The sequence below is a fragment of the Mojavia sp. genome, assembly GCF_059505145.1.
This window is the reverse complement of the sequence record NZ_JCACKA010000010.1, coordinates 54837-79911: the sequence shown is the minus strand read 5'-3', so window position 1 is coordinate 79911 and position 25075 is coordinate 54837. Positions and strand designations below refer to the sequence as shown.

Annotated in this window: 27 protein-coding genes; 17 read left to right on the top strand and 10 right to left on the bottom strand. The window is 40.7% G+C overall.

Annotated elements, in window-relative coordinates; translation table 11 throughout:
- Positions 1-12: 12 nt before the first annotated feature.
- The 3 genes from AC5JL8_RS00705 to AC5JL8_RS00695 are packed head-to-tail and all read right to left on the bottom strand — an operon-like array spanning position 13 to position 790.
- Positions 13-426 carry an amidohydrolase family protein gene (locus AC5JL8_RS00705; protein ID WP_495877856.1) on the bottom strand — a complete coding sequence of 138 codons (414 nt, stop codon included), beginning with the start codon at positions 424-426 and terminating at the stop codon, positions 13-15.
- Between the two features lie 3 nt (positions 427-429).
- Positions 430-657 carry a hypothetical protein gene (locus tag AC5JL8_RS00700; RefSeq protein ID WP_495877855.1) on the bottom strand — a complete coding sequence of 76 codons (228 nt, stop codon included), beginning with the start codon at positions 655-657 and terminating at the stop codon, positions 430-432.
- Positions 647-790 carry a hypothetical protein gene (locus AC5JL8_RS00695; protein WP_495877854.1) on the bottom strand — a complete coding sequence of 48 codons (144 nt, stop codon included), beginning with the start codon at positions 788-790 and terminating at the stop codon, positions 647-649. The genes AC5JL8_RS00700 and AC5JL8_RS00695 overlap by 11 nt, the downstream gene beginning before the upstream one ends.
- 203 nt (positions 791-993) lie before the next feature.
- Between AC5JL8_RS00695 and AC5JL8_RS00690 the strand changes: the two genes are divergently transcribed.
- The 4 genes from AC5JL8_RS00690 to AC5JL8_RS00675 all read left to right on the top strand — a co-directional run bounded on the left by AC5JL8_RS00690 (position 994) and on the right by AC5JL8_RS00675 (position 4111).
- Positions 994-1641 carry a transaldolase family protein gene (locus AC5JL8_RS00690; protein ID WP_495877853.1) on the top strand — a complete coding sequence of 216 codons (648 nt, stop codon included), beginning with the start codon at positions 994-996 and terminating at the stop codon, positions 1639-1641.
- A gap of 234 nt (positions 1642-1875) precedes the next feature.
- Positions 1876-2088, top strand: a complete 213-nt coding sequence (locus tag AC5JL8_RS00685; protein WP_495877852.1) for a hypothetical protein — start codon at positions 1876-1878, stop codon at positions 2086-2088.
- Between the two features lie 16 nt (positions 2089-2104).
- Positions 2105-2530: a type II toxin-antitoxin system VapC family toxin gene (locus tag AC5JL8_RS00680; protein WP_495877851.1), complete on the top strand. Its 426-nt coding sequence runs from the start codon at positions 2105-2107 to the stop codon at positions 2528-2530.
- Positions 2531-2752: 222 nt separating this feature from the next.
- Entirely contained in the window at positions 2753-4111 is a 1359-nt protein-coding gene (locus AC5JL8_RS00675; RefSeq protein ID WP_495877850.1) for an NAD(P)/FAD-dependent oxidoreductase, read from the top strand.
- Between the two features lie 98 nt (positions 4112-4209).
- On the opposite strand, the gene AC5JL8_RS00670 is transcribed toward AC5JL8_RS00675, so the two are convergent.
- Entirely contained in the window at positions 4210-4689 is a 480-nt protein-coding gene (locus tag AC5JL8_RS00670) for a sensor histidine kinase (RefSeq protein ID WP_495877849.1), read from the bottom strand.
- A gap of 59 nt (positions 4690-4748) precedes the next feature.
- Positions 4749-5339, bottom strand: coding sequence for a response regulator (locus AC5JL8_RS00665; RefSeq protein ID WP_495877848.1), 591 nt, complete (start codon positions 5337-5339; stop codon positions 4749-4751).
- Positions 5340-5739: 400 nt separating this feature from the next.
- Here AC5JL8_RS00665 and AC5JL8_RS00660 point away from each other — a divergent pair, with 400 nt between their 5' ends.
- Both AC5JL8_RS00660 and AC5JL8_RS00655 read left to right on the top strand, forming a co-directional pair.
- Positions 5740-7026 (top strand): FAD-binding oxidoreductase, encoded by a 1287-nt coding sequence (locus AC5JL8_RS00660; RefSeq protein ID WP_495877847.1) that lies wholly within the window; start codon positions 5740-5742, stop codon positions 7024-7026.
- A gap of 150 nt (positions 7027-7176) precedes the next feature.
- Positions 7177-8541, top strand: a complete 1365-nt coding sequence (locus tag AC5JL8_RS00655; protein ID WP_495877981.1) for a (Fe-S)-binding protein — start codon at positions 7177-7179, stop codon at positions 8539-8541.
- Between the two features lie 87 nt (positions 8542-8628).
- On the opposite strand, the gene AC5JL8_RS00650 is transcribed toward AC5JL8_RS00655, so the two are convergent.
- Positions 8629-9408 carry a phosphate ABC transporter ATP-binding protein gene (locus tag AC5JL8_RS00650; RefSeq protein ID WP_495877846.1) on the bottom strand — a complete coding sequence of 260 codons (780 nt, stop codon included), beginning with the start codon at positions 9406-9408 and terminating at the stop codon, positions 8629-8631.
- A 410-nt stretch (positions 9409-9818) separates the two neighbouring features.
- Here AC5JL8_RS00650 and AC5JL8_RS00645 point away from each other — a divergent pair, with 410 nt between their 5' ends.
- From AC5JL8_RS00645 to AC5JL8_RS00615, 7 genes are all read left to right on the top strand, one after another.
- Positions 9819-10823: a PstS family phosphate ABC transporter substrate-binding protein gene (locus tag AC5JL8_RS00645; RefSeq protein ID WP_495877845.1), complete on the top strand. Its 1005-nt coding sequence runs from the start codon at positions 9819-9821 to the stop codon at positions 10821-10823.
- Between the two features lie 112 nt (positions 10824-10935).
- Complete coding sequence (gene pstC, locus AC5JL8_RS00640) at positions 10936-11850, top strand: phosphate ABC transporter permease subunit PstC (protein WP_495877980.1); 915 nt, start codon at positions 10936-10938, stop codon at positions 11848-11850.
- Position 11851: 1 nt separating this feature from the next.
- Positions 11852-12775, top strand: coding sequence for a phosphate ABC transporter permease PstA (pstA, locus tag AC5JL8_RS00635; protein WP_495877844.1), 924 nt, complete (start codon positions 11852-11854; stop codon positions 12773-12775).
- Positions 12769-13563: a phosphate ABC transporter ATP-binding protein PstB gene (gene pstB, locus AC5JL8_RS00630; protein WP_495877843.1), complete on the top strand. Its 795-nt coding sequence runs from the start codon at positions 12769-12771 to the stop codon at positions 13561-13563. Before pstA ends, pstB begins: the two co-directional genes overlap by 7 nt.
- Positions 13564-14076: 513 nt before the next feature.
- A complete protein-coding gene (locus tag AC5JL8_RS00625) occupies positions 14077-15585 on the top strand; it encodes a UbiD family decarboxylase (protein ID WP_495877842.1) in 1509 nt (502 codons plus the stop codon).
- Positions 15586-16347: 762 nt separating this feature from the next.
- Positions 16348-17232 (top strand): lipid kinase, encoded by an 885-nt coding sequence (locus AC5JL8_RS00620; protein WP_495877841.1) that lies wholly within the window; start codon positions 16348-16350, stop codon positions 17230-17232.
- Between the two features lie 175 nt (positions 17233-17407).
- Positions 17408-18013 (top strand): exopolysaccharide biosynthesis protein, encoded by a 606-nt coding sequence (locus AC5JL8_RS00615; protein WP_495877979.1) that lies wholly within the window; start codon positions 17408-17410, stop codon positions 18011-18013.
- 329 nt (positions 18014-18342) lie between these two features.
- Here the strand turns inward: AC5JL8_RS00615 and AC5JL8_RS00610 are convergent, their stop codons facing one another.
- Positions 18343-18918, bottom strand: coding sequence for a Uma2 family endonuclease (locus AC5JL8_RS00610; RefSeq protein ID WP_495877840.1), 576 nt, complete (start codon positions 18916-18918; stop codon positions 18343-18345).
- A 47-nt stretch (positions 18919-18965) separates the two neighbouring features.
- On the bottom strand, positions 18966-20057 hold the full coding sequence (aroB, locus tag AC5JL8_RS00605; protein WP_495877839.1) for a 3-dehydroquinate synthase: 1092 nt from the start codon (positions 20055-20057) through the stop codon (positions 18966-18968).
- Between the two features lie 403 nt (positions 20058-20460).
- Here aroB and petL point away from each other — a divergent pair, with 403 nt between their 5' ends.
- Together petL and AC5JL8_RS00595 are read left to right on the top strand one after the other, a co-directional pair.
- Positions 20461-20556 carry a cytochrome b6-f complex subunit PetL gene (petL, locus tag AC5JL8_RS00600; protein ID WP_495877838.1) on the top strand — a complete coding sequence of 32 codons (96 nt, stop codon included), beginning with the start codon at positions 20461-20463 and terminating at the stop codon, positions 20554-20556.
- A 187-nt stretch (positions 20557-20743) separates the two neighbouring features.
- Positions 20744-21106 carry a hypothetical protein gene (locus AC5JL8_RS00595; protein ID WP_495877837.1) on the top strand — a complete coding sequence of 121 codons (363 nt, stop codon included), beginning with the start codon at positions 20744-20746 and terminating at the stop codon, positions 21104-21106.
- A 170-nt stretch (positions 21107-21276) separates the two neighbouring features.
- Here AC5JL8_RS00595 and bioB read toward each other — a convergent pair whose 3' ends face one another.
- Together bioB and AC5JL8_RS00585 are read right to left on the bottom strand one after the other, a co-directional pair.
- Positions 21277-22284 (bottom strand): biotin synthase BioB, encoded by a 1008-nt coding sequence (bioB, locus tag AC5JL8_RS00590; RefSeq protein ID WP_495877836.1) that lies wholly within the window; start codon positions 22282-22284, stop codon positions 21277-21279.
- 244 nt (positions 22285-22528) lie between these two features.
- Positions 22529-22705 (bottom strand): hypothetical protein, encoded by a 177-nt coding sequence (locus tag AC5JL8_RS00585; RefSeq protein ID WP_495877835.1) that lies wholly within the window; start codon positions 22703-22705, stop codon positions 22529-22531.
- A 129-nt stretch (positions 22706-22834) separates the two neighbouring features.
- Here AC5JL8_RS00585 and rimJ point away from each other — a divergent pair, with 129 nt between their 5' ends.
- Entirely contained in the window at positions 22835-23410 is a 576-nt protein-coding gene (gene rimJ, locus AC5JL8_RS00580; protein ID WP_495877834.1) for a ribosomal protein S5-alanine N-acetyltransferase, read from the top strand.
- A 101-nt stretch (positions 23411-23511) separates the two neighbouring features.
- On the top strand, positions 23512-24966 hold the full coding sequence (locus AC5JL8_RS00575; RefSeq protein ID WP_495877833.1) for a protein adenylyltransferase SelO: 1455 nt from the start codon (positions 23512-23514) through the stop codon (positions 24964-24966).
- The last annotated feature ends 109 nt before the right edge of the window (positions 24967-25075 follow it).

The window sequence follows — 25075 nt, the reverse complement described above, 5'->3', positions numbered from 1 at the left end:
TCTAAAACTAACTCACTGATATAGTGCCAAAGCATTTTCGCGTAAAATTGCAGTAGCGATCGCCTCGGCTTCACTCGCAGTAATATCTGTATCTTGAATCGCTTCTTCTAGCACTTCTCCTAATAGTCGGCGTCCCCATTTTGCGCCTAAGTAATATAATTCTGGAATTGAGTGAGCATCAGAGGAATACATCAGTTTGCTGGTAGGAGCCAATTCCAACAATTGCCGTATTGCCTCCCGCATCCCAGATACGCTTAAAGATGGGATTGCCAAACCGAAATCTAAATAAACTTGGGGATAGACAGAAGCTAAATATCCAGCTTCCCGCATAAACGGATAAGCAGCATGTAACAATACCAGAGGTGCATTTTGGTATTGGGGTAACTCTAAAAGCGATCGCAAATGAAGAGCATTGGCTAATCGCAAATCTCAATCAGGATCGCCAAACCCAGTATGTAATTGCAGTGGTAATTTATATTTAGCCGCAATTAATAAAGCCTGTTGCAGTAAAAAATCAATTAGGGGTTTGTCAACTAGACGCAGTAGTTGATTATTAAACTGTTGTTTTAGTTTGTAAAAATGAGATGCTGCAACTTCAAACGCCACAGGTTGAACATCCAAACCAGTACGGTAACAAACAATGCTCTTAAAACCCACAACTCCAGATTTCTATATGAACAGCTTTCCCGCGAATTATGTTGGCGTTATCGCACCAGAGAATGCGGACAAATTTAACACCAGTTTCCTCAAGGGATTTTCTGATTTTCTTAAATGTATGATGTTCAGCCATCGCTCAGACCATCCTGTGGTTAAATCAGTGAAAAGTGCTCAGTTAGCAGTTACTAGGTAAAGGCTGGGGATGAGCTATACCACCTGAAACCTACCACCTATTTTGAGGTGCGAACAGATAAAGGACAATAAAAGCTGACAACTGTTAACTGATAGCTTACTGATGTATGATGACAGCGACACTACCTTTCTGAGGAGAGACAGGTGAGCATTTATCTCGACTCGGCAATTATCGCAGAAGCTCAAGCTGCTAGAAAATTAGGCTGGGTAAAAGGCATCACAACCAACCCAACGCTTTTGGCTAAAAGTGATTTACCAGTAGAGACAACACTTAAAAAACTGGCAGAGTTGACTACAGGCCCCTTGTTTTATCAGCTGATGTCGTCTGACTTTGATGGAATGCTGGCGGAAGGGCGCGCAGCTTTTCAACTGATTGGACACCCAACTATATTGAAGATTCCAGCATCGTTAGTTGGCTTTCAGGTAGTTGCTGAATTGGCAGGAGAAATTCCCTGTGCGGTAACGGGAATATATAGTGCATCCCAAGCAGCTGTAGCAAAAGAAGCGGATGCAAAATATGCGATCGCCTATGTTAATCGAGCTACTAGACTTTTAGGTGATGGAGTGGGTTTGGTGCGGCAAATCGCTAGTATGGTCACAGGCAGCAATACAGAAATCATGGCGGCTAGCATCAAATCTCCCGAAGAAGCAGTGGCATCCTTACAAGCTGGTGCCCATCATCTCACCTTACCTTTGGGTATGTTGCAAGCTATGACCACTCATGAACTCTCCCTGCAAACGATTGATGAATTTGCCAAAAATGGATGTGGCATTTTACAGCCAATCGCTTGATGGCTGTATGCTCAAAGGGTGTGTTGTTTTTGTTTGAATCGTATTTAATTCCACCCTGTTGCCAATGTCTTCTGGTAGCGGGTGTTTTTTTGCCACAGCATTAAGGATGTAAATTCAGCAATCGCTCTATGCTGTCTTATAAAACTAAATCTTATATTAGTATCAAAATTGACGCTGTAGCAAGCGCCACCATAACAAGATTAGGATAGAATTAGAGCGCTTTTCGAGAAAAAAATGGCAGAAAAAATCACAGCTGTATTTGATGGTAAAGTATTTTATCCTACCGAAGCAATGGCACTACCAGCCAATACTCGTGTGCGGCTAACTATTGAAATTTTACCGCCTGATAAACAAGAAAGTGTATCATTTATAATGTCTGCGCGATCGCTCAAACTATCGGGGCCGCCTAATTGGGCTGCCAACATCGATAAATATAAATATTTGTAAGGTATAAAAACTCAGCATGAGGTCTGAAGTCTTTCTTGATACATCCTTTGCGATCGCCTTGTCTGCACCACAAGATGCCTTGCATCAACGAGCTGTTCATCTAGCTGAACTTTTAGAAACGGCAGGTACACGCTTGGTGACAACACAAGCAGTGATGCTAGAAATTGGCAATGTTTTATCTAAACAACCGTTACGTCATGGTGCAGTCATATTATTAAATGCTCTAGCAGCAGACTCTAAGGTAGAAATTGTACCGTTATCTCAAGAACTCTATGACAGAGCTTTCCAGCTATATTGCGAAAGATCTGAAAAAGAGTGGGGGTTTAGTGATTGTGTATCTTTTATTGTAATGGAGTATAGTGGAATTACTGAATCTCTGACTGCCAACGAGCATTTTCAGCAAGCAGGATTTCGAGCATTACTGCGAGAAGAGTTGATTTAGTTATAAGGGCTGAGTGCTGAGCCTTGAGTGCTGGGTATAGTTTTCTTCTCTGCTCCCCCAATGCCCAATCCCCAATGCCCAATCCCCAATGCCCAATCCATTGTAATTTTGCTCACTTTAAAGATTTTGTTATTTGTCCAAGATAAACAGAAATAAATATGACAATTTTGATACAAATTTGTTAAGAATAATTACATTAAGTAACGCAAGGAAATATTTATTATGGTTGATTCACTTGACAAACAGCCATTACATCAGGTTGTTATAGTTGGTGGAGGCTTTGGAGGGCTATATGCGGCAAAAACACTTGCCAAGGCTCCGGTCAACGTTACACTTATAGATAAACGCAACTTTCATTTATTTCAACCACTGCTGTACCAAGTCGCCACAGGTACTTTATCACCAGCCGATATTTCCTCACCTCTGCGATCGGTACTTAGCAAGAGCAAAAATACAAAAGTGCTGCTGGGAGCAGTAGATGATATTGATCCACAAGCGCAAAAAGTTTTAGTAGGCGACGAAGCGATACCTTACGATACGTTAATTCTTGCTACAGGCGCGAAACATTCTTATTTTGGTAAAGATGACTGGGAAGAATTTGCACCAGGATTAAAAACCGTGGAAGATGCTATAGAAATGCGTCGCCGGATTTTTACAGCATTTGAAGCAGCAGAAAAAGAAACCGATCCAGCCAAACGCCGTGCTTGGTTAACTTTTATAATTGTTGGTGGTGGCCCTACAGGCGTAGAATTAGCAGGTGCGATCGCAGAGCTAGCATACCAAACCCTAAAAGAAGATTTCCGCAACATTGATACATCTGAAGCCAGAATTTTACTATTAGAAGGTATGGATCGCATCCTGCCACCATTTGCACCTGAATTATCGCAAGAAGCAGAAAAATCTCTCAAGGGATTGGGTGTAATTGTTCAAACAAAAACACTAGTAACCAATATTGAAAATGACATCGTTACCATCAGACAAGGCGATGATATACGAGAAATTGCCTCAAAAACAATATTATGGGCTGCGGGTGTAAAAGCTTCACCGATGGGAAAAGTCTTAGCAGAACGCACAGGTGCTGAACTTGATCGTGCAGGAAGAGTTGTTGTTGAAGCAGACTTAAGCGTTAAGGGATACTCTAATATTTTTGTAATTGGCGATTTAGCAAACTTTTCTCATCAAAATGGAAAACCTCTACCTGGTGTAGCTCCAGTAGCCAAGCAAGAAGGAGAATATGTTGCGGCATTAATTCAACAACGGCTTAAAGATAATGTTTTGCCACCATTTAATTACACTGACCATGGTAGTTTAGCGATGATTGGGCAAAATTCTGCCGTTGTAGATTTAGGTTTTATCAAGCTGAAGGGTTTCTTTGCATGGCTTTTTTGGCTTGTGATTCACATCTACTTTTTAATTGAGTTTGATAACAAATTAGTAGTAATGATTCAGTGGGCATGGAACTCTATCACCCGCAATCGTGGAGCCAGATTGATTACAGGTCAAGAATCGCCTGTGCCAATAGGAGATAATAGTAAAAGCTATTACTCTCCAGAAGAAAGGAGACAACCAATTAACGTTTAGTAATCAGTTAATAGTGAACAGTGAACAGTTATCAGCCTGTTCACTGATTTAATAAATAATCATCAATAAATAACTAATCAGCCACAGCTATTAATTAACTAATTAATTTCAATTGGCAAGCTGACAATAAATGTTGTGCCTACTCGCAATTTACTAACAAAAGAAATTTCTCCGCCGTGTAAATCTACATAATGTTTTACAATTGCCAGCCCTAAACCACTTCCTGGTATCTTGCCTACATTACTGCCTCTTTGAAAAGAATTGAACAAGTTTTCTTGATCAGCTTCTGGAATTCCAATACCCTCATCTTGAATCCGGAAAACAACTTCTCCTTGGACATAAAAAAGTTCAAACCGTATTATGCCACCTGTGGGGGAATATTTAACAGCATTGAACAGCAAATTGGTGAGAATATGGCGCAGCATTTTTTCATCTAAGCTGACCATCTGCGGATTTTGCATGGCCATTCTACCTGCAATTATACGGTTTCCTTGAATTGTGAATATACTATTATGATTTTCGCTTGCAGCAAGTTGAACGTCTAACACTAAATCTTGGCAAAATTTTTCTAAATCCATTGGTGCTAGAGTACGCTCTGATTTACCTACTTCTGCTTTGCTTATCAACAAAACATCGCTCAATAAATGATCGAGATGCTTAACAGATTTCTGAATATTATGAATATATTCGTTTTTTTATCTTCATTTAATTTATAGCTATGATTTGCTAGTAATTCAGTATAAGCAAAAATATTACTCAAAGGATTCCGAAACTCGTGACTAACCATAGAAACAAATTGGTTCTTAATTTTTATATCCTCTTTTTCTTTTTCTAAGGCTTCACGCATCACAATTTCTGTTTGATGCTTATTCAAAGCAATTTCAATAGTAGTAATTAATTGTGTTTCTTCAAAGGGTTTAAGTAAATATCCGAATGGCTGCGTAGTTTTAGCTTTCTGCAAGTTATTTTGGTCTGAATAAGCGGTCAGATAAACGACTGGTATATTAAAGCGATCGCGTATTACCGCAGCCGCTTCTATACCGTTCATATCGCCTCTCAGCATCACATCCATCAAAACTAAATCTGGACGAAATTTTGCTGCTTGTTCAATCGCTTTTTCTCCATAACTAGCAATTGCTGGTACAGTATATCCAGCATTTTCTAGACATTTTTTAATATCAGATGCAATAATTATCTCGTTTTCAACAACCAAAATTTTTTCTTTCATTAGGCTACATTGATGATGCAAGTTGAAATTTGATAAGTTACTGTTGAAAATAATAATGATTGAATTTATGGTTTATAACGCCTATAATTGCCAAATTCGGCAGATATAAGTTGGAATATAGCAATTACTGTAGTTAAATTAAGTCATAATTATTATTATTACTTCAGTAGTAATACTTAAATAGGTTTGTATGTTTTTAAGTTAAGTTTAAAACTTAATGATTTAGAATAATCATACGCAGGGATGAGAGAAGAGATTTTGGAGGCGTTTGGCAGTATTCCTGTGTATGGGAAATTTTGCAATAGCCTTGAGTTACAAGAAATTACTCAGGACTTATGAATCAAAACTTTTTTGGTGAGGTTAGCCAGTAAATTAGATGTAGGGCGTAAAAAATAAACTGATGAAAGCGATCGCTTCTTGTCTTGCATCTATCATTGACGAAGAAAATAGTGTCAATCTTTGGGAAAATATTGAACCCACTCAAAAAGAACTACTCACACAGGCAATGGCTTCTGGAACCCATCCGAGTTGTATTGTCTATCCTCACACCCAGGAACAACTAGCGGCTGTCATTGCAGAAGCACACCGTCAAAATTGGCGCGTCCTACCCTGCGGTAGTAGTAGTAAACTCAGCTGGGGTGGTTTAGCTCAAAACATTGATGTAGTAGTCAGTACAGAACGCATCAATCGCCTCATTGAACATGCAGTCGGCGATTTGACTGTCACAGTAGAAGCGGGAATGAAGTTCTCTCATCTTCAAACTATGTTGGCAAAGTCTCGCCAGTTTCTCGCCTTAGACCCGACTGCACCAGAATTAGCCACCATTGGCGGCATTGTCGCTACAGGTGATACAGGTTCCTTACGGCAACGTTTTGGCAGCGTGCGTGACCAACTGCTGGGTATTACCTTTGTGCGTGCCGATGGACAAATTGCCAAAGCTGGAGGACGAGTAGTCAAAAATGTTGCCGGATACGATTTAATGAAATTGTTTACTGGATCTTATGGCACATTAGGTATTATCACTCAAGTAACTTTTCGGGTTTATCCCCAACAAGAGACATCAGGAACTGTGGTATTAACTGGAACCGCAGAAGCTATATCCCAAGCGGCTGGTACTCTTAGAGGTTCTGCTTTAACACCAACCCAAGCCGATTTATTATCAACTAAACTAGTATCTAGCTTAGGCTTGGGCAAAGGCTTAGGATTAATTGCTCGCTTCCAAAGTATTAGCGAGAGTGTTGATGAACAGTCCAATCGGCTTCTGGAAGTTGGACATAAATTGGGCTTAGATGGGGCAATTTATTCAGCAGCAAATGAGGCTAATCTATGGCAGAGATTGCCAGAGCAAATGCAATCTTCTCACACAAAGTCTGTAATTAGCTGCAAAATAGGAGTATTACCTGCTGCGGCTGTGGAGATTTTATCTCAAGTGGAAATAGGTTTAATTCATATTAGTAGTGGTTTGGGAGTTTTACAGTTTGATAGTCAAAATCAGGTTTTAAAATTACGTGATATCTGTCAACGCTATAGTGGTTTTCTCTCTATTTTGGCAGCACCAGTGACAGTGAAACAAAAGATTGATGTTTGGGGATATACAGGTAATGCTTTGCAGTTGATGCGTGGTATTAAAGCACAATTTGATGACAAAAATATTTTAAGTCCTGGTCGGTTTGTAGGTGGGATTTAAGAAACGAACCACAGAGATATACAGAGAAGTTGTGGTGTGGTGAGCCCAGCACTGCGGGAGGGATTCCCTCCGCAGGTGACTGGCGAACCCGAAGGGGTTCCCTGCGCCCTTGCAAACTTCGAGAGGACTCAGAGGGGAAAAGAGGAAATTATGCAAGCTTCAGAAAATTCTGTTAATAATACGGCTAGTTTGAAGAATTTACATGGATTTGATGGCAGCCATCCGCCGGAACCAAAGTTAATTGATAGTTGTGTGCATTGTGGATTTTGTCTTTCGACTTGTCCCAGTTATCGAGTGCTGGGCAAAGAGATGGATTCTCCGAGAGGACGCATCTATTTAATGGATGCAATTAATGAAGGTGAGATTGCACTTAATAATGCTACAGTAGAACATTTTGATTCTTGTTTGGGATGTCTTGCTTGTGTGACAACTTGTCCTTCTGGTGTGCAGTATGACAAGTTAATTTCTGCAACTCGTCACCAAGTTGAACGGAATTACACCCGCAGTTTACCAGATAAATTGATTCGTCAACTGATATTTTCTCTATTTCCCTATCCCAACCTTTTACGCGTTTTACTAGTACCATTGTTGGTTTATCAAAAGTTGGGTTTTTCTAAATTATTTCGCGCCACGAAGTTACTTAATTATGTATCTCCACGCTTGGCAGCAATGGAATCAATTCTGCCCAAAGTTACGCTGAAATCCTTTGGAAGCAATTTGCCAGATATCATTCCAGCGCAAAGCGAGAAGCGCTACAGAGTTGGGGTGATTTTAGGGTGTGTGCAACGGCTGTTTTTCTCACCAGTCAATGAGGCTACAGTGCGGGTGTTAACGGCAAATGGTTGTGAGGTTGTGATTCCAAAATCTCAAGGTTGTTGTGCGGCGCTTCCCGAACACCAAGGACAGACAGCACAGGCTCAGGCTTTAGCAAGGCAGATGATTGATAGTTTTGCAAATACTAATGTAGATTTTGTAATTATTAATGCTGCTGGTTGTGGCCATACTTTGAAAGAATACGGTCATATTTTAGAAGATGACCTCGAATATCGAGAAAAGGCAAAAGAATTTGCAGCTAAGGTTAAAGATGCTCAAGAGTTTTTGGCAACTGTTGGGTTAACAGCAAAACTGTCACCATTAACTGATCAACCCTTGAATTTGGTTTATCAAGATGCTTGCCATTTATTACATGGACAGAAAATTAGTGTGCAACCGCGTCAGTTGCTGCGGCAAATTCCAGGAGTGAAGTTAAGAGAACCAATAGATGCAGCTTTATGTTGTGGTAGTGCCGGGGTTTATAATATGCTACAACCGGAAGTTGCTGAAGAATTGGGTCAGCAAAAGGTGCAGAATTTGCTGAATACTGGCGCTGATTTAATTGCTTCTGCTAATCCCGGTTGTACATTGCAGATTACTAAGCATTTAAAATTGCAAGGTAAGAAAATTTCTGTAATCCACCCGATGGAGTTGTTAGATTATTCAATTCGGGGTGTGAAGTTGAAAGCATGGGGTGATTAAAATCGCCTACCACTTCGCCAGGTATCAAGCCTGTTGTAATTCATAATTCAGAAATTAAGCTGTATTAAGAATTACAACAGTAAATATTCAACCGAGACGTGCTAGAACATAGTCGCGGGTACGAGAATCAACGGCACTAGTAAAGATTTTATTTGTGGAACCAAATTCAACCATGTGACCAATTCGATTTTCGTTGCTGTGGAAGAAAGCTGTAAAATCAGATACGCGAGCAACCTGCTGCATATTATGGCTAACAATTACAATTGTTAAGTCATAACGCAAACTCTGAATCAAATCTTCAATTTTCATACTAGCGATCGCATCAAGACCAAAGCAAGGCTCATCCATTAAAATCACTCTTGGCTTGACCGCTATAGCACGGGCAATGCAGAGTCGCTGTTGTTGACCGCCAGAGAGTTCTAAAGCAGATTTATGCAGCTTATTCTTTACTTCATCCCAGAGGTTGGCAGTTTTGATGGCAGATTCTACAATTCCATCTAGTTCTGCTTTTGGACGCCATCCTACTAGTTTTACCCCATAGGCAATATTGTCATAAACGCTCATGGGGAAAAGATTTGGTTTTGGGAGTACCATACTAATTTGGCGGCGCACCCGATTTAAATTAACACGGCGCTCATAAATATTTTGACCAAAAAATTCTACTCTTCCTTCAACTCGCACTTGTGCTTCTAATTCACTCATGCGATTGAGGGATTTCATAAAAGTAGACTTGCCACAACCACTAGGGCCAATAATTGCAGTGACTTTGTTCTGATAAATATCTATTGAAACGCCTTCAAGTATTTTTTGAGTATCGTGATAAACATTGAGATTCTTAACTTTAATAGCTGGAATTGATTTACTCATGCTTGTAAAGCGTGTGATATAAAATTTAACTTAATAAATTACTAGGAATAGACAAAAATATGATGCTGTTATCAAGTTACTTTGGAAATTTAAAGCATAAGTGAGGTTGTTTACATAGTAGGAGATTCTTGAATTGCTAATGATATCTTTTCCTTCATTCATTACATCTATGTTTATGTAAAGAATCAATTTTCTTACCAAAGGTTTATCATGATTATTTATTCTTGAAAATTAATCTCCAAATAACTACGAGTTAACTTTTATATTACCTGAATAAGTCAAATTTGTTGCAGTGAACACTTAACTAATATGTTCACTAAGTTTTAACCGAAGAAGACTATTGTGCCTTAGGAGCGATTGGGCGCAAAAAATTGCACGTCCAACAAATGAGGAGTATCCTGGTGAACAAAATGAATTTTAAGCTTAACAGCTTGACAGTATTAGGTGTAATGTCATTGGTTGCTGCAACCCTTGGGATATCAATATCCGCGGTTCAGTCCCAAAGTGTCAGCACAATTAAAATTGATGGTTCTAGTACTGTCTTTCCAGTTACTGAAGCAGCAGCAGAAGAATTCCAAAAGGCTCAAGGGGGTAGAGTTAGAGTTACTGTTGGGGTTTCCGGTACTGGCGGCGGCTTCAAAAAGTTTTGTCGTGGTGAGACAGATATTTCTAATGCGTCCCGTCCCATCCTACAAAAAGAAATCAGTGATTGCAAAGCTAATAGCGTTCGTTATGTAGAGTTGCCAGTAGCTTATGATGCTTTAACAGTTGTAGTTAACCCGCAAAACAATTGGGCGAAGAATTTGACAGTAGCTGAACTGAAGAAAATTTGGGAGCCAGGGGCGCAGGGCAAAATTAATAACTGGAGTCAAGTACGTCAAGGATTCCCCAATGCACCCCTGAAGCTGTTTGGCCCTGGTACTAATTCTGGAACCTTTGATTACTTTACTGAAGCTGTTGTTGGCAAAGCGAAGTCTAGCCGAGGTGATTTTACCGCTAGCGAAGACGACAACGTTCTTGTACAAGGTGTTTCTCGTGATAAGAATGCTCTTGGCTACTTTGGTTATGCTTATTACGCGGAAAATAGCAAAAAACTCAAGGCTGTGGCAATTAACGGTGTATTGCCCTCCGAAGCTACAGTCAAAAATGGCACTTATAATCCTCTGTCCCGGCCTCTGTTTATCTATGTCAGTTCTAAAGCTATTGATAAACCAGAAGTAAAACAGTTTGTCCAATTTTACTTACGAAATGGAGCTAACTTAGCTAAAGAAGTAAAGTATGTGGCTCTGCCAGGGTCAGCTTATACCACTGCTCAGAACCACTTCAATAAGAAGCGGTACGGCAGCGTATTTGGTGGTCAAGAAGCAGTCGGATTGAAGATTGAAGAATTAATCAGCCGTGAAGCTAAAGAATAAACCGAACCTTGAGTTTTGAATTAGCTCAAAATTCACAATTTACTAAAGAGAGGTGCAAAACCTCTCTTTATCTTATAAACCCTACTCATCCAACAAGCGTCCGATTCGCAGCATGATTAGTGCAAAACAAACTCGACTTTCTCCCAAGCTAGTACGTAATTTACGGGAACGGGCAATTGAGTTTGTCTTGTTTCTGGCAGCACTTTCTTCTGTAGCGACTACTTTAGCGATTGTCACTATTTTAGTTTATGAATCAATCTTATTTTTCCAAAAAGTATCTTTATGGGAATTCCTCACAGATACCCAATGGACACCATTGTTTGACGACAAACACTATGGAATTTGGCCTTTGGTATCAGGGACTTTAGTTACTACAGTGGTTGCCTTATTAATAGCAGTGCCATTAGGAACAATTATTGCTATTTATCTCAGTGAATTTGCACCACCGATAGTGCGAGAGATAGTTAAGCCAGCTTTAGAATTATTAGCAGGCATTCCAACAGTAGTTTACGGTTATTTTGCATTATTGTTTGTTACGCCTTTGTTGCAGGTGTTACTGCCAGATTTACCCGGTTTTAATATGTTGAGCGCCGGGTTAGTCATCGGCATCATGATTATTCCCTATGTCAGTTCCCTAAGTGAAGATGCCATGCGTGCAGTACCTGCAAATCTGCGTGAGGGTTCTTATGCAACTGGTGCTACCCGCTTGCAAACTGCTTTGCGGGTTGTATTGCCCGCATCGATTTCTGGCATATCAGCAGCTTATATTTTGGGGATTTCGCGTGCAGTTGGTGAAACTATGATAGTAGCGATCGCTGCGGGCGGGCAACCTAATCTTACCTTGAATCCAATGGAACCAGCAGCAACAATGACTGCATATATCGTCGCAGTAAGTCTTGGCGATCTACCTCATGGCAGCCTGGAATATGAAACTATTTTTGCTGTTGGACTCACTCTCGTACTGATGACTTTGGTATTTAACATCATCGGTTATTTCCTCACCAAGCGCTATCGAGAAATTTATTGAGATGACAACTCAACATATTCCGCAAATCCGTAAGATTATTACGCGTAACAAACGGTCTGAATATATTTTTGGCATCATTGGCCTATTGTCGATGCTGATTGGGATTGTCACTCTACTGGCATTGATATTTGACTTGATAAGTGATGGTGCGCCGCGTCTTTCTTGGCAATTTTTGACTTCCTTCCCCAGCCGTAAACCAGAAGATGCAGGTATCCTTTCAGCTTGGGTGGGAACTTTACTAGTAATGCTAGTAACAGCATCAGCGGCAATTCCCATTGGCATAGCCTCAGGTATTTACTTAGAAGAGTATGCTCAAAAAAACTGGATTGCTGATTTAATCGAGATTAACGTCACCAACTTGGCTGGTGTTCCCTCAATCATTTACGGACTTTTGGCTTTAGGTTTGTTTGTCTATGGTTTAAACCTTGGTCAAAGTGTAGCTACGGCTGGATTAACCTTGGGGCTATTAGCGTTGCCAGTTGTGATTGTTACTACTCGTGAAGCGCTCCGTGCCATTCCTAATAGTATCCGTGAGGCTGCTTACGCCACAGGAGCTTCTAAATGGCAAATGATATGGGATCACGTTCTGCCTTATTCAACTAGCAGCATCCTGACTGGGATTATTGTTTCCTTAGCACGAGCCATTGGTGAAACTGCACCTCTAATCACCATAGGCGCACTAACATTTATTGCCTTCTTACCAGATGCTCCTATCAAAGATCAGTTTCCCTTTATCTCCTTTGCCTGGTTGTTAGCTCCATTCACCGTTTTACCGATTCAAATGTTCGATTGGGTTTCTCGCCCCCAAGAAGAATTTCAGGTGAACGCAGCAGCAGCAGGTATCGTACTAATTGCCATGACTTTGGCTATGAACGCTGTCGCCATTTATCTCCGCTATCGCTTACGTAAAAAAATCAAATGGTAGAAACAAAATCTTTAATTTTAGAAAGACCTATCAAAGCAGCAGTTAATTACCTTAATTTTTACTACGGTGGCAAAGTCCACGCCCTGAAGGACATTAATATGTCGATAGGTGACAAGCAAGTAACAGCACTGATTGGGCCTTCTGGATGTGGCAAAACTACTTTGTTGCGTTGTTTCAATCGGATGCACGACCTCTATCCCGGAAATCGTTATCGAGGCGAAATCACCTTAGATCCAGATGGAATTAATCTGTTGAGCAATAAAGTTGATCCAATTGAAGTCCGGATGCGGATCAGCATGGTGTTTCAAAGACCTAATCCTTTTCCAAAATCAATTTATGAGAATGTGGCTTATGGACTGAGGGTGCGAGGTGAATCGAAACGTGGAGTTATTGATGAGAAAGTGGAAAAAGCTTTGCGTAATGCAGCTTTATGGGATGAAGTTAAGGATCGTTTACGTGATTTAGCCTTTAACCTTTCTGGTGGTCAACAGCAACGACTCTGTATCGCCCGTGCTTTAGCGACCGACCCTGAAATTGTTCTCTTTGATGAGCCAACATCTGCCTTAGATCCGATCGCCACCGCCAGTATTGAAGAGTTAATTGCTCAGCTCAAAGAAACTGTGACGATTTTGATTGTAACTCACAGTATGCAGCAGGCTGCGCGTGTTTCTGACTATACGGCGTTTATGTATTTGGGTGAGTTGGTGGAGTTTGACAAGACAGAAGCAATTTTTAATTATCCCTCAAATAAAAAAACCGCAGACTATGTGAGTGGGCGTTTTGGGTAGAAGGCATTGGGGACTGGGGACTGGGGATGGGAGAAAATAGATTTTGAGCAATTCGTTGGTTGGTAGCTAGAGTGCTTGCACACACTGGGTGTCTTATTTAGAATTGCTGAATGCTGTGGTTGCGATCGCCCTTTAGGGCACTGCGGCGCAATCGCCCGTGGGGGTCTAGCTAAAAAAAGATAAACCCAGCAGGGGCCGCATGATGAGCCACCTGCCAGGAAAACGTCATACATTCTGGCCATGTTTGATCAGGTTAGCGCTTATTTGTAATAAATAATGCTTTATCCTTTTTTAGGATATCCAAACAGCTGCTCGTAAGTCGTTAAGGAAAGTCAAGCACTAGATTAAGTTGTAGTTAAATAAATGTCCTAACGTGGGAGCAGCTTTTATTGATGTGGGCGTTAACGATACATCTTCAAACGTAACGCTTGTGATTGGGAAGAAGAGGTAAATAATCGCTAATAATATAAAATAGCGCTTCACACTTCTTAATTATTCAGTTTTATCAGAACAATGGCAAGAGATTTACGGGGTTTCATCAAAATTTTAGAAGAAAAGGGACAATTACAGCGAATTTCAGCTTTAGTTGACCCAGAGTTAGAGATTGCTGAGATTTCTAACCGGATGCTGCAACAAGGCGGCCCAGGGTTGCTGTTTGAAAACGTCAAAGGTGCATCCTTCCCAGTGGCAGTGAATTTGATGGGCACTGTGGAAAGGATATGCTGGGCAATGAATATGCAGCATCCAGAGGAATTGGAAACTTTGGGAAAAAAGCTGAGTATGCTGCAACAACCAAAACCGCCTAAGAAGATTTCCCAGGCAATAGATTTTGGGAAAGTACTGTTCGATGTCCTGAAAGCTAAACCAGGACGGGACTTTTTCCCCGCTTGTCAGCAAGTGGTGATTCAAGGGGAAGAGTTAGATTTAAACAAGCTGCCCTTGATACGTCCTTATGTAGGTGATGCAGGCAAAATTATCACGCTGGGGCTAGTAATTACCAAAGATTGTGAAACTGGTACGCCAAATGTAGGTGTGTATCGCTTGCAACTGCAATCTAAAAATACGATGACAGTACATTGGTTATCGGTGCGGGGTGGGGCGAGACATTTACGCAAAGCAGCAGAACGTGGTCAGAAATTAGAAGTAGCGATCGCACTCGGTGTAGACCCGTTAATTATTATGGCAGCTGCCACACCCATACCTGTAGATTTATCAGAATGGCTATTTGCTGGACTTTACGGTGGTTCGGGTGTGCAGTTAGCAAAATGTAAAACTGTAGATTTGGAAGTTCCTGCCGATTCAGAATTTGTTTTAGAAGGAACAATTACACCAGGGGAAGTATTGCCAGATGGCCCTTTTGGCGACCACATGGGTTATTACGGTGGTGTGGAAGATTCGCCATTGATTCGTTTTCAATGTATGACACACCGCAAAGATCCGATTTACTTAACAACATTTAGCGGTCGTCCACCCAAAGAAGAAGCGATGATGGCGATCGCCCTAAATCGGATCTATACCCCAATTCTGCGGCAACAAGTATCAGAAATTGTCGATTTCTTCTTACCAATGGAAGCTTTGAGTTACAAAGCGGCAATTATTTCCATTGATAAAGCATACCCAGGACAAGCACGACGAGCTGCTTTAGCGTTTTGGAGTGCTTTACCACAATTTACTTATACCAAGTTTGTCATTGTCGTAGATAAAGACATTAATATTCGCGATCCGCGTCAAGTAGTGTGGGCTATTAGTTCTAAAGTTGACCCTTCACGAGATGTGTTTATTTTGCCAAATACACCCTTTGATACTTTGGATTTTGCCAGCGAGAAAATTGGTTTAGGCGGACGTATGGGAATTGATGCTACCACCAAAATTCCGCCAGAAATCGATCATGAATGGGGTGCGCCATTGGAGTCAGATCCAGATGTGGCAGCGATGGTTGATAGACGATGGGCAGAATATGGTTTGGCAAATTTGCAATTAGGCGAAGTTGACCCGAATTTGTTTGGATACGATGTGAGGTAAAGAGCGAGGTGGCAACTAGTAATACCAAAGCTAGTTGCAGAACCTCCTGATTTTGCGAATATATTTTTTATGACTGTATGAATTTAACTTTGAAGCTATCACGAATGAGATTTATGAATACTATAGATAATTATTTGTATAGTCTTTAATCTATTTAACTCATAGATAATTTAGATTAATTAATTAACTTTGGAAATATATTATAGTATTTGTAGGGTGGGCAATGCCCACCCTACGTATTGTTCAAAAATCAATTAGTAATCCTATAGATTAATTGATTAACTTTGGAAATATATTATAGAGAAAGTTGCTATAAATAAAGCTTTAATTAGGGGACAATTTTAATTCTGCCACAAGCTACCTTGACATATATGATGGTTGCCCCAAAATAACTTAAATAATTGTAATTATGAGTAGCGTTTATGCTGATTCTATCTATATATACTCATGAAAATTAAAATATAATTTTTTGCTAGCTTTATAATATTGAAATAAATACCTGCTTTAGAAACACGAATATCTGAATCCCAGTTACTCTTTAAGTAGTTGGATTATTTGCTGGGTACTAGCACCCAAATAGCTGACAAAGCTAAATCAGATAAACCCAACTCAAAAACATAACGTTGGTAATGAAATAACAAGCGGTTAAAAACTGAATTGTTAATAAATTTCATAACAGCCCTGGCACAATTGGAGAATCAACTACTAGCAGGGTGTCTAGACGTTGTTAATTTGAGATCTAAATTACAAAAGGTACTTCCTATGAGTCCCCGCGCACTGCTGTTAGTAAATCATCATGCTCGTCAAGGACAACAGCGTCTTCAGGAAGCAATCGATTGTCTAGAGGAACTAGGGTTTGTTTTGATTGAGGAATCTACAGAAAACCCTAAACGCCTTTTTGAGATTATCGCGCGCTACCAATATCAAGTGGACTTAGTGATTGTTGGCGGTGGTGATGGTACTCTCAATGCAGTAGTAGATGCTATAGTTGATACCCAGTTGCCTTTGGGAATATTACCGTTGGGAACTGCTAACGATTTGGCGAGGACTTTAGGAATTCCTACTTCCCTAGCCGAAGCTTGCAAAATTATTGCTAACGGACACCAGCGGCGCATCGATTTAGGATGGGTGAACGGCAAACACTTTTTCAACGTTGCTAGTTTAGGACTAAGCGTGAAAATTACCCAGCGACTTACTAAAGAAGTTAAGCGCCGCTGGGGAATATTTGCTTACTTTGCCACTGCATTGCAAGTATTGTGGGAAACTCGACCATTCAGCGCAGAAATTCACGTCAATGGAGAATCGATTCGTGTGCGAACAGTACAGATTGCTGTAGGCAATGGTCGCTATTATGGTGGTGGCATGGCAGTGGTTCATGATGCCACAATAGATGATCAAAGGCTTGATCTATACAGTTTAGAGATTAAATATTGGTGGCAAATTATACCGTTGCTTCCGGCAATGCGGCAAGGGCAACACATAAAATGGCGAGAAGTACGTGCGCTTCAAGGTCAGGAAATGAAAGTGTATACTCGAAAACCACGTCCTATCAATACTGATGGGGAAATTACCACCTATACCCCTGCCCATTTCCGGGTGATTCCTAAAGCTATAGCTGTTTTTGTACCGCCAGCAACAAAGTTTTAAATTTTTAGAGTTAAATTTGCAACATTTGGTTTTTTGAGTATAAGTTAAGCTGTATATGTACTGAAATAATATTTAAATGATTCCGGAATAAATTTCGGAGTAATTGTATACATCTATAATTATATTTACTTAAATAAAGCTGGGTATTGTGGACGATCGCATAGACTCAAGCCAAATGCATTTAAGATTTTCGCAAGAAATTAAGTCACTGTTACAACATTTAGCCGAACAGCCACTGACTCTAGGAGACGTTTTAGCAGAAACTTCAGAACGAGGCTTTAGCTTAGTAATTGCATTATTAGTTTTACCATTTTTGTTTCCTATGCCACCTGGATTGGCTGGACCATTTGGTGTTGCTTGCTTGCTGTTGTCGATGCAGATGGGTTTGGGGAGGCGATCGCCTTGGCTACCCAAAAAAATTGCTAACTACAAATTTCCTCGCCGCTTTGCCCATATACTGTTGCACAATCTGCGACGCGTCACCAAGGTGTTAGAGAAAATTGCTCGTCCCAGGTTGGGGAAAATAGCAAATAGTTCTTGGGCTTGGCGATTAAATGGATTTTGTATCTCTTGGTTAACAGTGTTATTAATTTCACCAATTCCCTTTACCAATCCCATACCTACCATAGGTATTTTATTATTAGCAGTCGCCACCGTAGAATCTGATGGTTTATTGATGTGCATCAGTTACATCGTTACTATATTAATTACTTTGCTATTTGGATTTATTGGTTATGCACTATGGTCAGCACCGAGTTTGCTGCCATCTATATTTAAATAAAAAAAGCCCCCAGCTTGGGTCTGAGGGCTGTATTTAAAATTAAGGTGCATCTACTGTCTCTATATTCGTTATGATTATGCCTCTATCTGGAAGAATCAAACTTGTTAGAGAACTTTTTCTATCGTTAACAATAGATACTTAATGCTGCGAACTGACTAAGGTTAAGAATATTAATTAGATAATTAAGGGCATGAGTGAGAGCGATCGCGAAGCGCTGCTGCTTTCAGCAGATCGCACAAAGACTATCATCCAAGCAGTACAAAAAGTTAATTTTTCAGATATAGGCAATTCTTTCTTGCCTAGATTTAAAAAGATAACCAGTGTGTGATTTAGGAATTTAATGGAATTTTTGCCTTTTGAAATACCTGTTCAACAGTAAATTCCAACCCCTCAAACAGAGAATCTGTAAGGACTTCATCTCTCATATAAGTCTGTGGTGCTGCATCTGGGTAAAAAACAGTAATGCTTCTAGCTTTACTGTCTACCACCCACACTCGCAGCACCTTAGCGTCTAAATAGTCTTTGGCTTTAGCTGCCATTTGCCCAAAGGTTTGCCCTGGCGAAATAATCTCGATTACCAAATCTGGAGGAACAGGACAAGCTTCGTCTTCGTTCCAGTTAGCAGGTAAACGTTCATAAGCAATGTACAACAAATCTGGTGTCGGTACCCAATCTCGGCCTCTCTGAATTAACACGACAGCCCATTCTGGGCAGACTACCCCCCGCCCCTCAGACCATGGTTCAATCTGATTGAGAAAGGCATGAGTCAGCTTGGCATGAAAAAACTTTGGTGACATCTTAGGAATTGCATGACCATCAACGAGTTCGTAGGTGATATCTCCCTCGCCTAGCGGAAGATTCAAGAACTCTTGTAAAGTCAATTGATTATTCGTTTGGAGTATCATGGCGCAAACCATCTGGCGGCTAGTTTCAATTGTAATTCGGTTATAAATTACATTTTCTGCAACACTTGCCGGATAGTATCTGATGGCACTTCGTCGGTAACTGTCACCACACCAATTTGCGTTGGCAAAACAAACCGCACTTTACCCGCTTTGACTTTCTTATCTAGTTGCAGCGCTTCAACAATTGCTTCAATATCTACCCCAGATGGTAACTGAGTCGGTAAACCCGCTTTTTGAATTAAGGCATTTTGGCGTTCTGCATCTTGCTTTTGCCACATTCCTAGTTCCACAGCAATCTCCCCTGCTGCTACCATACCAATGCCAACAGCTTCACCATGATTTACTAAACGATAACCAGTCAAGCTTTCGACTGCATGACCGATAGTGTGACCATAGTTGAGAATTGCCCGTAGTCCGGCTTCTTTCTCATCTTTACTGACAACATCGGCTTTAGCTTGACAAGAGCGAGTTAATATACTTTCTATAAGTTCAGGCTTGATGTAGCGGAGTTGATTCAAGTTTTTACTCGCTTCCATTTGAGCAAATAACTCGGCATCCCAAATCACACCGTACTTGATCACCTCTGCCATTCCTGCCCGGAACTCGCGCATGGGTAAGGTTTTCAACACATCTGGGTCAATTAACACTAAACGTGGTTGATGGAATGCCCCAATCAAGTTTTTGCCTTGGGGATGGTTCACACCAGTTTTGCCGCCAATTGCCGAATCTACCATTGCTAGCAGTGTAGTAGGAACTTGCACTACATTAATACCCCGCAGCCAAGTTGCGGCTGCAAATCCAGCCATATCCCCAATCACACCTCCTCCTAAAGCCACGATAGTAGAGGAGCGTTCTAGACGTTTTTCTAAAGCAGCATCGTAGAGTTTTTGAATCGAATTTAGGTTTTTGTAGCGTTCACCTGGTGGTAAGGTACAACTAGCAACCTCAAATCCTTCTGCTTTCAAGGATGCAACTGCTCTTTCTCCATAATGCTTAAAAATAGTGGGATTAGAAACTAGCAGTACCTTGTTGCCTAGCTTGAGACTGGTCATGTGTTGACCGAGTTGGTCTAAACTCGAAGGTGCGATCGCAATCTCATAAGACTGCTCTGGTAAATTCACGTTAATAACTGAAGTCATTGCCTAGCCCCAAAGAAGCGCCCGTGGGCTGTATTTTACCGCAATCTGAGGAATTAGGGATTAGGGGCTGGGGACTGGGGACTGGGGAATAGGGGAAAAAGCACGGGAGACAAGGGGACAAGGGGACAAGGGGAAAGAACTATAAATAACTCTTGCTCCTTGTCTCCCCATCCCCCATGCTCCTTGTCCTCTTCACCCAATGCCCCATGCCCCATGCCCAATGACGGCAGTTGCTACCCTGCGGGAAGCCGCTTTGCGTCTACAAGCCGGGGAACCCTTTCGGCAGTTCCTCCTGGGGGTTTCCCCCAGGAGGAACTGCCTCACCAACGCACTGCCTCCCCAATGCCCAATAACCACTGACTAATGATTCAATAGATTTATTGAAGTATATGGAGAAAGGTAAATGTTTGCAGTAGTAGCTTATATCGGTTTCTTGGCTTTGTTCGTTGGCATTGCTGCGGGCCTGCTGTTTGGTCTGCGTGCTGCCAAGATTATTTAATTTAGAGATGAGTTAAACCTAAAGCTATTATGGGACGGGCATCATGCCCATCCCGTAAAAGCATCTTTTATTTTATTTATATAAAGCTAAAGCCATCTGTTTTAGGCAGGGCCGTTTCATTTTAAAAAAAACTGCAAAATTCTTTGATGAGTTGCTTGACTCTCTACCCGACTGGAGAGTTTAGGATATGGCTAGTTTCTCAAGAACTCACCAATTGGCAGCAACATTACTAAAAAAAGCTATGAATATAGGTACACAGACAGTATTGACTGGAGCTTTGGCTGGTTTTGCCTTACTAACATTGGCAGCTAGTCCTAGTTTGGCAGAAACCCTGAGCCGAACTGTAACGAATAATAACAGTAATAAGCCTGCTTCCGAGGTCAATCAAACTCAGAAGCAAATTAGTCAAACGACAGCACCGAATTCTCAGATGCCACAACAGCCACAACAAATGGGATGTAGCTGTTGCAAAAATATGATGATGAACAATACGCATCAGATGAACAATATGCATCAGATGATGCGCGATCAAACCAACCAACGTAAGTAAACTCTGATCAACCCAACCGCGAGAGTAAGATTAACTATCCCAGCTATCATGCTTCTGAGCGGTACAAGTTAGCTACCGCTCAGAATTGTGGGTTTATTGTTAGAGTTGGGGGATCAAAGAAGGCTATCACGCCCAATTTTTTGTTTAGATATGCACCTAAACAAAGATATTCATCCCACAACGGCTGGAGTTGCCACCTTTTCAGGTCTTTGGGCGGGAGGACGCATTTCTAAACCCAGCAAATTCAGCATTTCCCGGTCAGTATCGTAATCAGGACAGGGAGTCGTTACTGTTAACATTTTGTTATCGTCGCTGGAAAATATAGAATTGGCTCCTGCCATAAAGCAGAAGGCTTGCTCAACTTGAGAAAGTCTGGCTCTCCCAGCACTGAGACGTACATCAGAACTTGGCATAACAATCCGCGCTGTGGCAATCATCCGTACCACATCCCAAATCGGGACATCAGGTTGATTTTCCAAGGGTGTGCCTGGTACTTGCGAGAGAATATTAATTGGTACAGATTCTGGATGGGGGCTGAGGTTTGCTAGCGTATGTAACATAGATATGCGATCGTCGGCACTTTCCCCCAAACCAAGAATACCGCCGGAACATACTGTAACATTTGTCTGACGGACATTCTCAATTGTGTTCAGGCGATCGTCGTAAGTCCTGGTAGTGATGATTGTGCTGTAATGCTCCCGCGATGTGTCCAAGTTATGGTTGTAGGCATAAAGTCCTGCTTCTTCCAATCGCTTTGCCTGATCTGCACTCAGCATCCCCAAGGTACAGCATACTTCTAAACCCATTGCGGTGACTTCTTGAACCATTTCTAGCACAGTCTCAAATTGGGAATTATCGCGCACTTCGCGCCAAGCAGCACCCATACAAACCCGACTAACACCTGTCTGTTTAGCTTTTTGGGCAATGCTAACTACCGTGTCTTTTTCTAAAAGTGCTTGTGCTTTTACCTCTGTTTTGTAGCGGGAAGATTGGGCACAGTAATTACAATCTTCTGGACAACCTCCTGTTTTAATCGAGATTAGCTTGCAGACTTGGATTTTTGTTGGGTCATGATATTGGCGATGCACGCTAGCAGCTTGATAAATAAGCTCTAGCAAAGGCGTATTATATATCGCCTGGATTTCTGCTTTTTGCCAATCGTAGCGTATTGCCGACATCACTTATCCTTCTTATAGATTGGATTTATCAATAGCTGTCTTGTCGTTGAATATCTTAAGATACAGCATTTAGGTAAAGCGATCTAATTGAGGTTATGCCGCGTACTGTGCTTTATTAGCGATCGCCTTTTCATCCTTGTGCTTTAGATATTAGAAATCAGCTTATCAAGATTTTGGTTATGTAGCAGATTAATAGTAAAAATACTCATTATCTCAATTAGAAACTAGGCGCAGTCTTTAAAAGTTAAGGTGCTACTAAGACTTCGTAGAATGCACTTACGCCTGGTTTTCTGGCAGATTCACTATTTTCTTTCATCAAGCGGATTTTTATAATTGCAAGAGAATAATCCAGCCGTGCTGGTGCTGCTAAATTTATGGATTGTAGGCAATGCTCATTAAATTTCTGTAACCTGGGTGACATTATATTTGCTAATTTTTCCATCAAGGAATACACTGAGTCAGCAAATTATAAAATTAAATGCAGCTTGTTTAAGAGAAGTTACTATATTCAAAAAATATTTTAAAAAGGTATCACTTAAGTTTCTAATTTATGAAATCAGAACTGCCATTAATCAATAGCGATCGCCTGTTATTAAGAATCGGCATCCAAGAGGATATACCTCAAATTCTCAAATACTTCAACCAAAACAAAACTTATCTTACTCCATACTATCCTGATTGGGCTGAGGGTTTTTTTACAAAAAAGTACTGGTATTTTCAAATTGAAAATAATTTACTTGAATTTCTTAACGATCATTCATTAAAATTATTTATTTATCCCAAAAAATCACTAACTGAAATTATTGGAACTATTAATTTTAGTAATTTTGTCCGAGGGGCTGCCCATTTTTGCTTTGTGGGATACAGCCTTGCGGAAGCTGAACAAGGTAAAGGCTATATGACAGAAGCGCTAAAAGCTGCTACTCAGTATACCTTTCAAGAGTTAAATATGCACCGCATCATGGCAAATTATATGCCACATAATCAACGTAGTGGTAATGTACTTAAAAGGTTAGGTTTTGTTGTTGAAGGATATGCTAGGGACTATTTGTTGATTAATGGGCAGTGGCAAGATCATATTCTTACAAGCCTGACAAATCCTAACTGGCAACCACCCAACTTTTAAATAGTTATTTTCGATAATTTTTCCTCTGCTGACGAAGCGCCTACGCTAATGCTAGTGCCAGAGGTAGTATTAAGAGAAGAATTAATTAAACTGTAATCATAATGACTCTGGCTGAAACTCCAAACACAAATTCTAGCAATCCTTTTCTTAACCTCAACTACGAACCAGCCTTGGAATCTCTAGGTAATGAATATTACGACGAAGTTGTAGCAGCGGAATTTCCTCAACATCTTTTGCGTTGGCGCAACGACGAACTTCTACCACGTTTGGGGCTAGATCCCCAAGCAGTCACAGACGAAGATTTCATTACAGCCTTTGGTAAGTTTCAAGAACGCAAACCATTGCTAGCACTGCGTTATCACGGCTATCAATTTGGTGAATATAACTCTGGTTTAGGTGATGGTAGAGGTTTTCTCTACGGGCAAGTGCGCGGTACTGATGGCGAATTATACGACCTCGGCACAAAAGGTTCTGGTAGGACACCCTACTCCCGTGGTGGTGATGGTATGCTCACACTTAAAGGTGGAGTTCGAGAAGTTTTAGCAGCAGAAGCGTTGCACTACTTGGGTGTACGTACTTCTCGTTGTTTTAGCATGATTGAAACAGGTTTATCCTTATGGCGAGGTGATGAACCTTCACCTACTCGCTCATCTGTGATGGTGAGGATGAGCAGTTCCCATATTCGATTTGGTAATTTTGAAAGATTACATTATATTCAGCGTCCAGATTTAATCAAAAAGCTATTAGACCATGTAATTGAGCAATATTATCGGCATTTAATCGCAGAAAAAGATAAATATGCTCTATTTTATGCAGAATTAGTTAAAAGAGTGGCAGAACTTGTAGCGCAGTGGATGGCTGCTGGTTTTTGCCATGCAGTTCTGAATACTGACAATATGTCAATCACAGGCGAGAGCTTTGACTATGGCCCTTATGCCTTTATTCCTACATACGACCCATACTTTACTGCTGCATATTTTGATTATTATAGGCGCTATTGTTACAGCAATCAACCAATTATTTGTAAGTTAAATTTAGAAATGCTTCAAGAACCATTAAAGGCGGTAATTGCTCAAGATGATTTAGAAGCTGGATTAGCCCATTTTGATGAATATTATTATACTAAATATCGCTCTTTAATGTTGAGAAAGTTGGGTTTTGAGAATTTGATTGCTCCAGAAGTTGATGAACTTTTTAAACTAACGATTGAATTTTTGCAAGTTAGCCAAGTTGGTTATCACCAGTTTTTTTATGAGATAGCTCGCACTTTTTCTTTGCAATGGCGAGATGACCCAGATTTTGTGTTAAATAATTCAGATATTACGCCAGCTTCGGCAGCGTCAGCAATTTTTGATAATTGGTGTATTTTATACCATAAGATTTTGAATAATTTTGCTCTCAATGAAATCGATATAATTGCCAAAACTCTGGCACATTACAATCCAAAAACGGCTTTGTTAAGACCCGTAATTGAATCGGTTTGGGAACCTATTACACAAGAAGATAATTGGCAACCATTTTATGAATTAATTAAGCAAATTCAGTCTAGAAGTTAATCAAGGGTTCAGTCTTTGAGTGTTCCCAATCTTTTACAGAAAGTCGGCGCATGTGGCATGAGGTATTGGCATTCTTTCCCATGCCCCATGCCCGTTAAATCCTAATAAA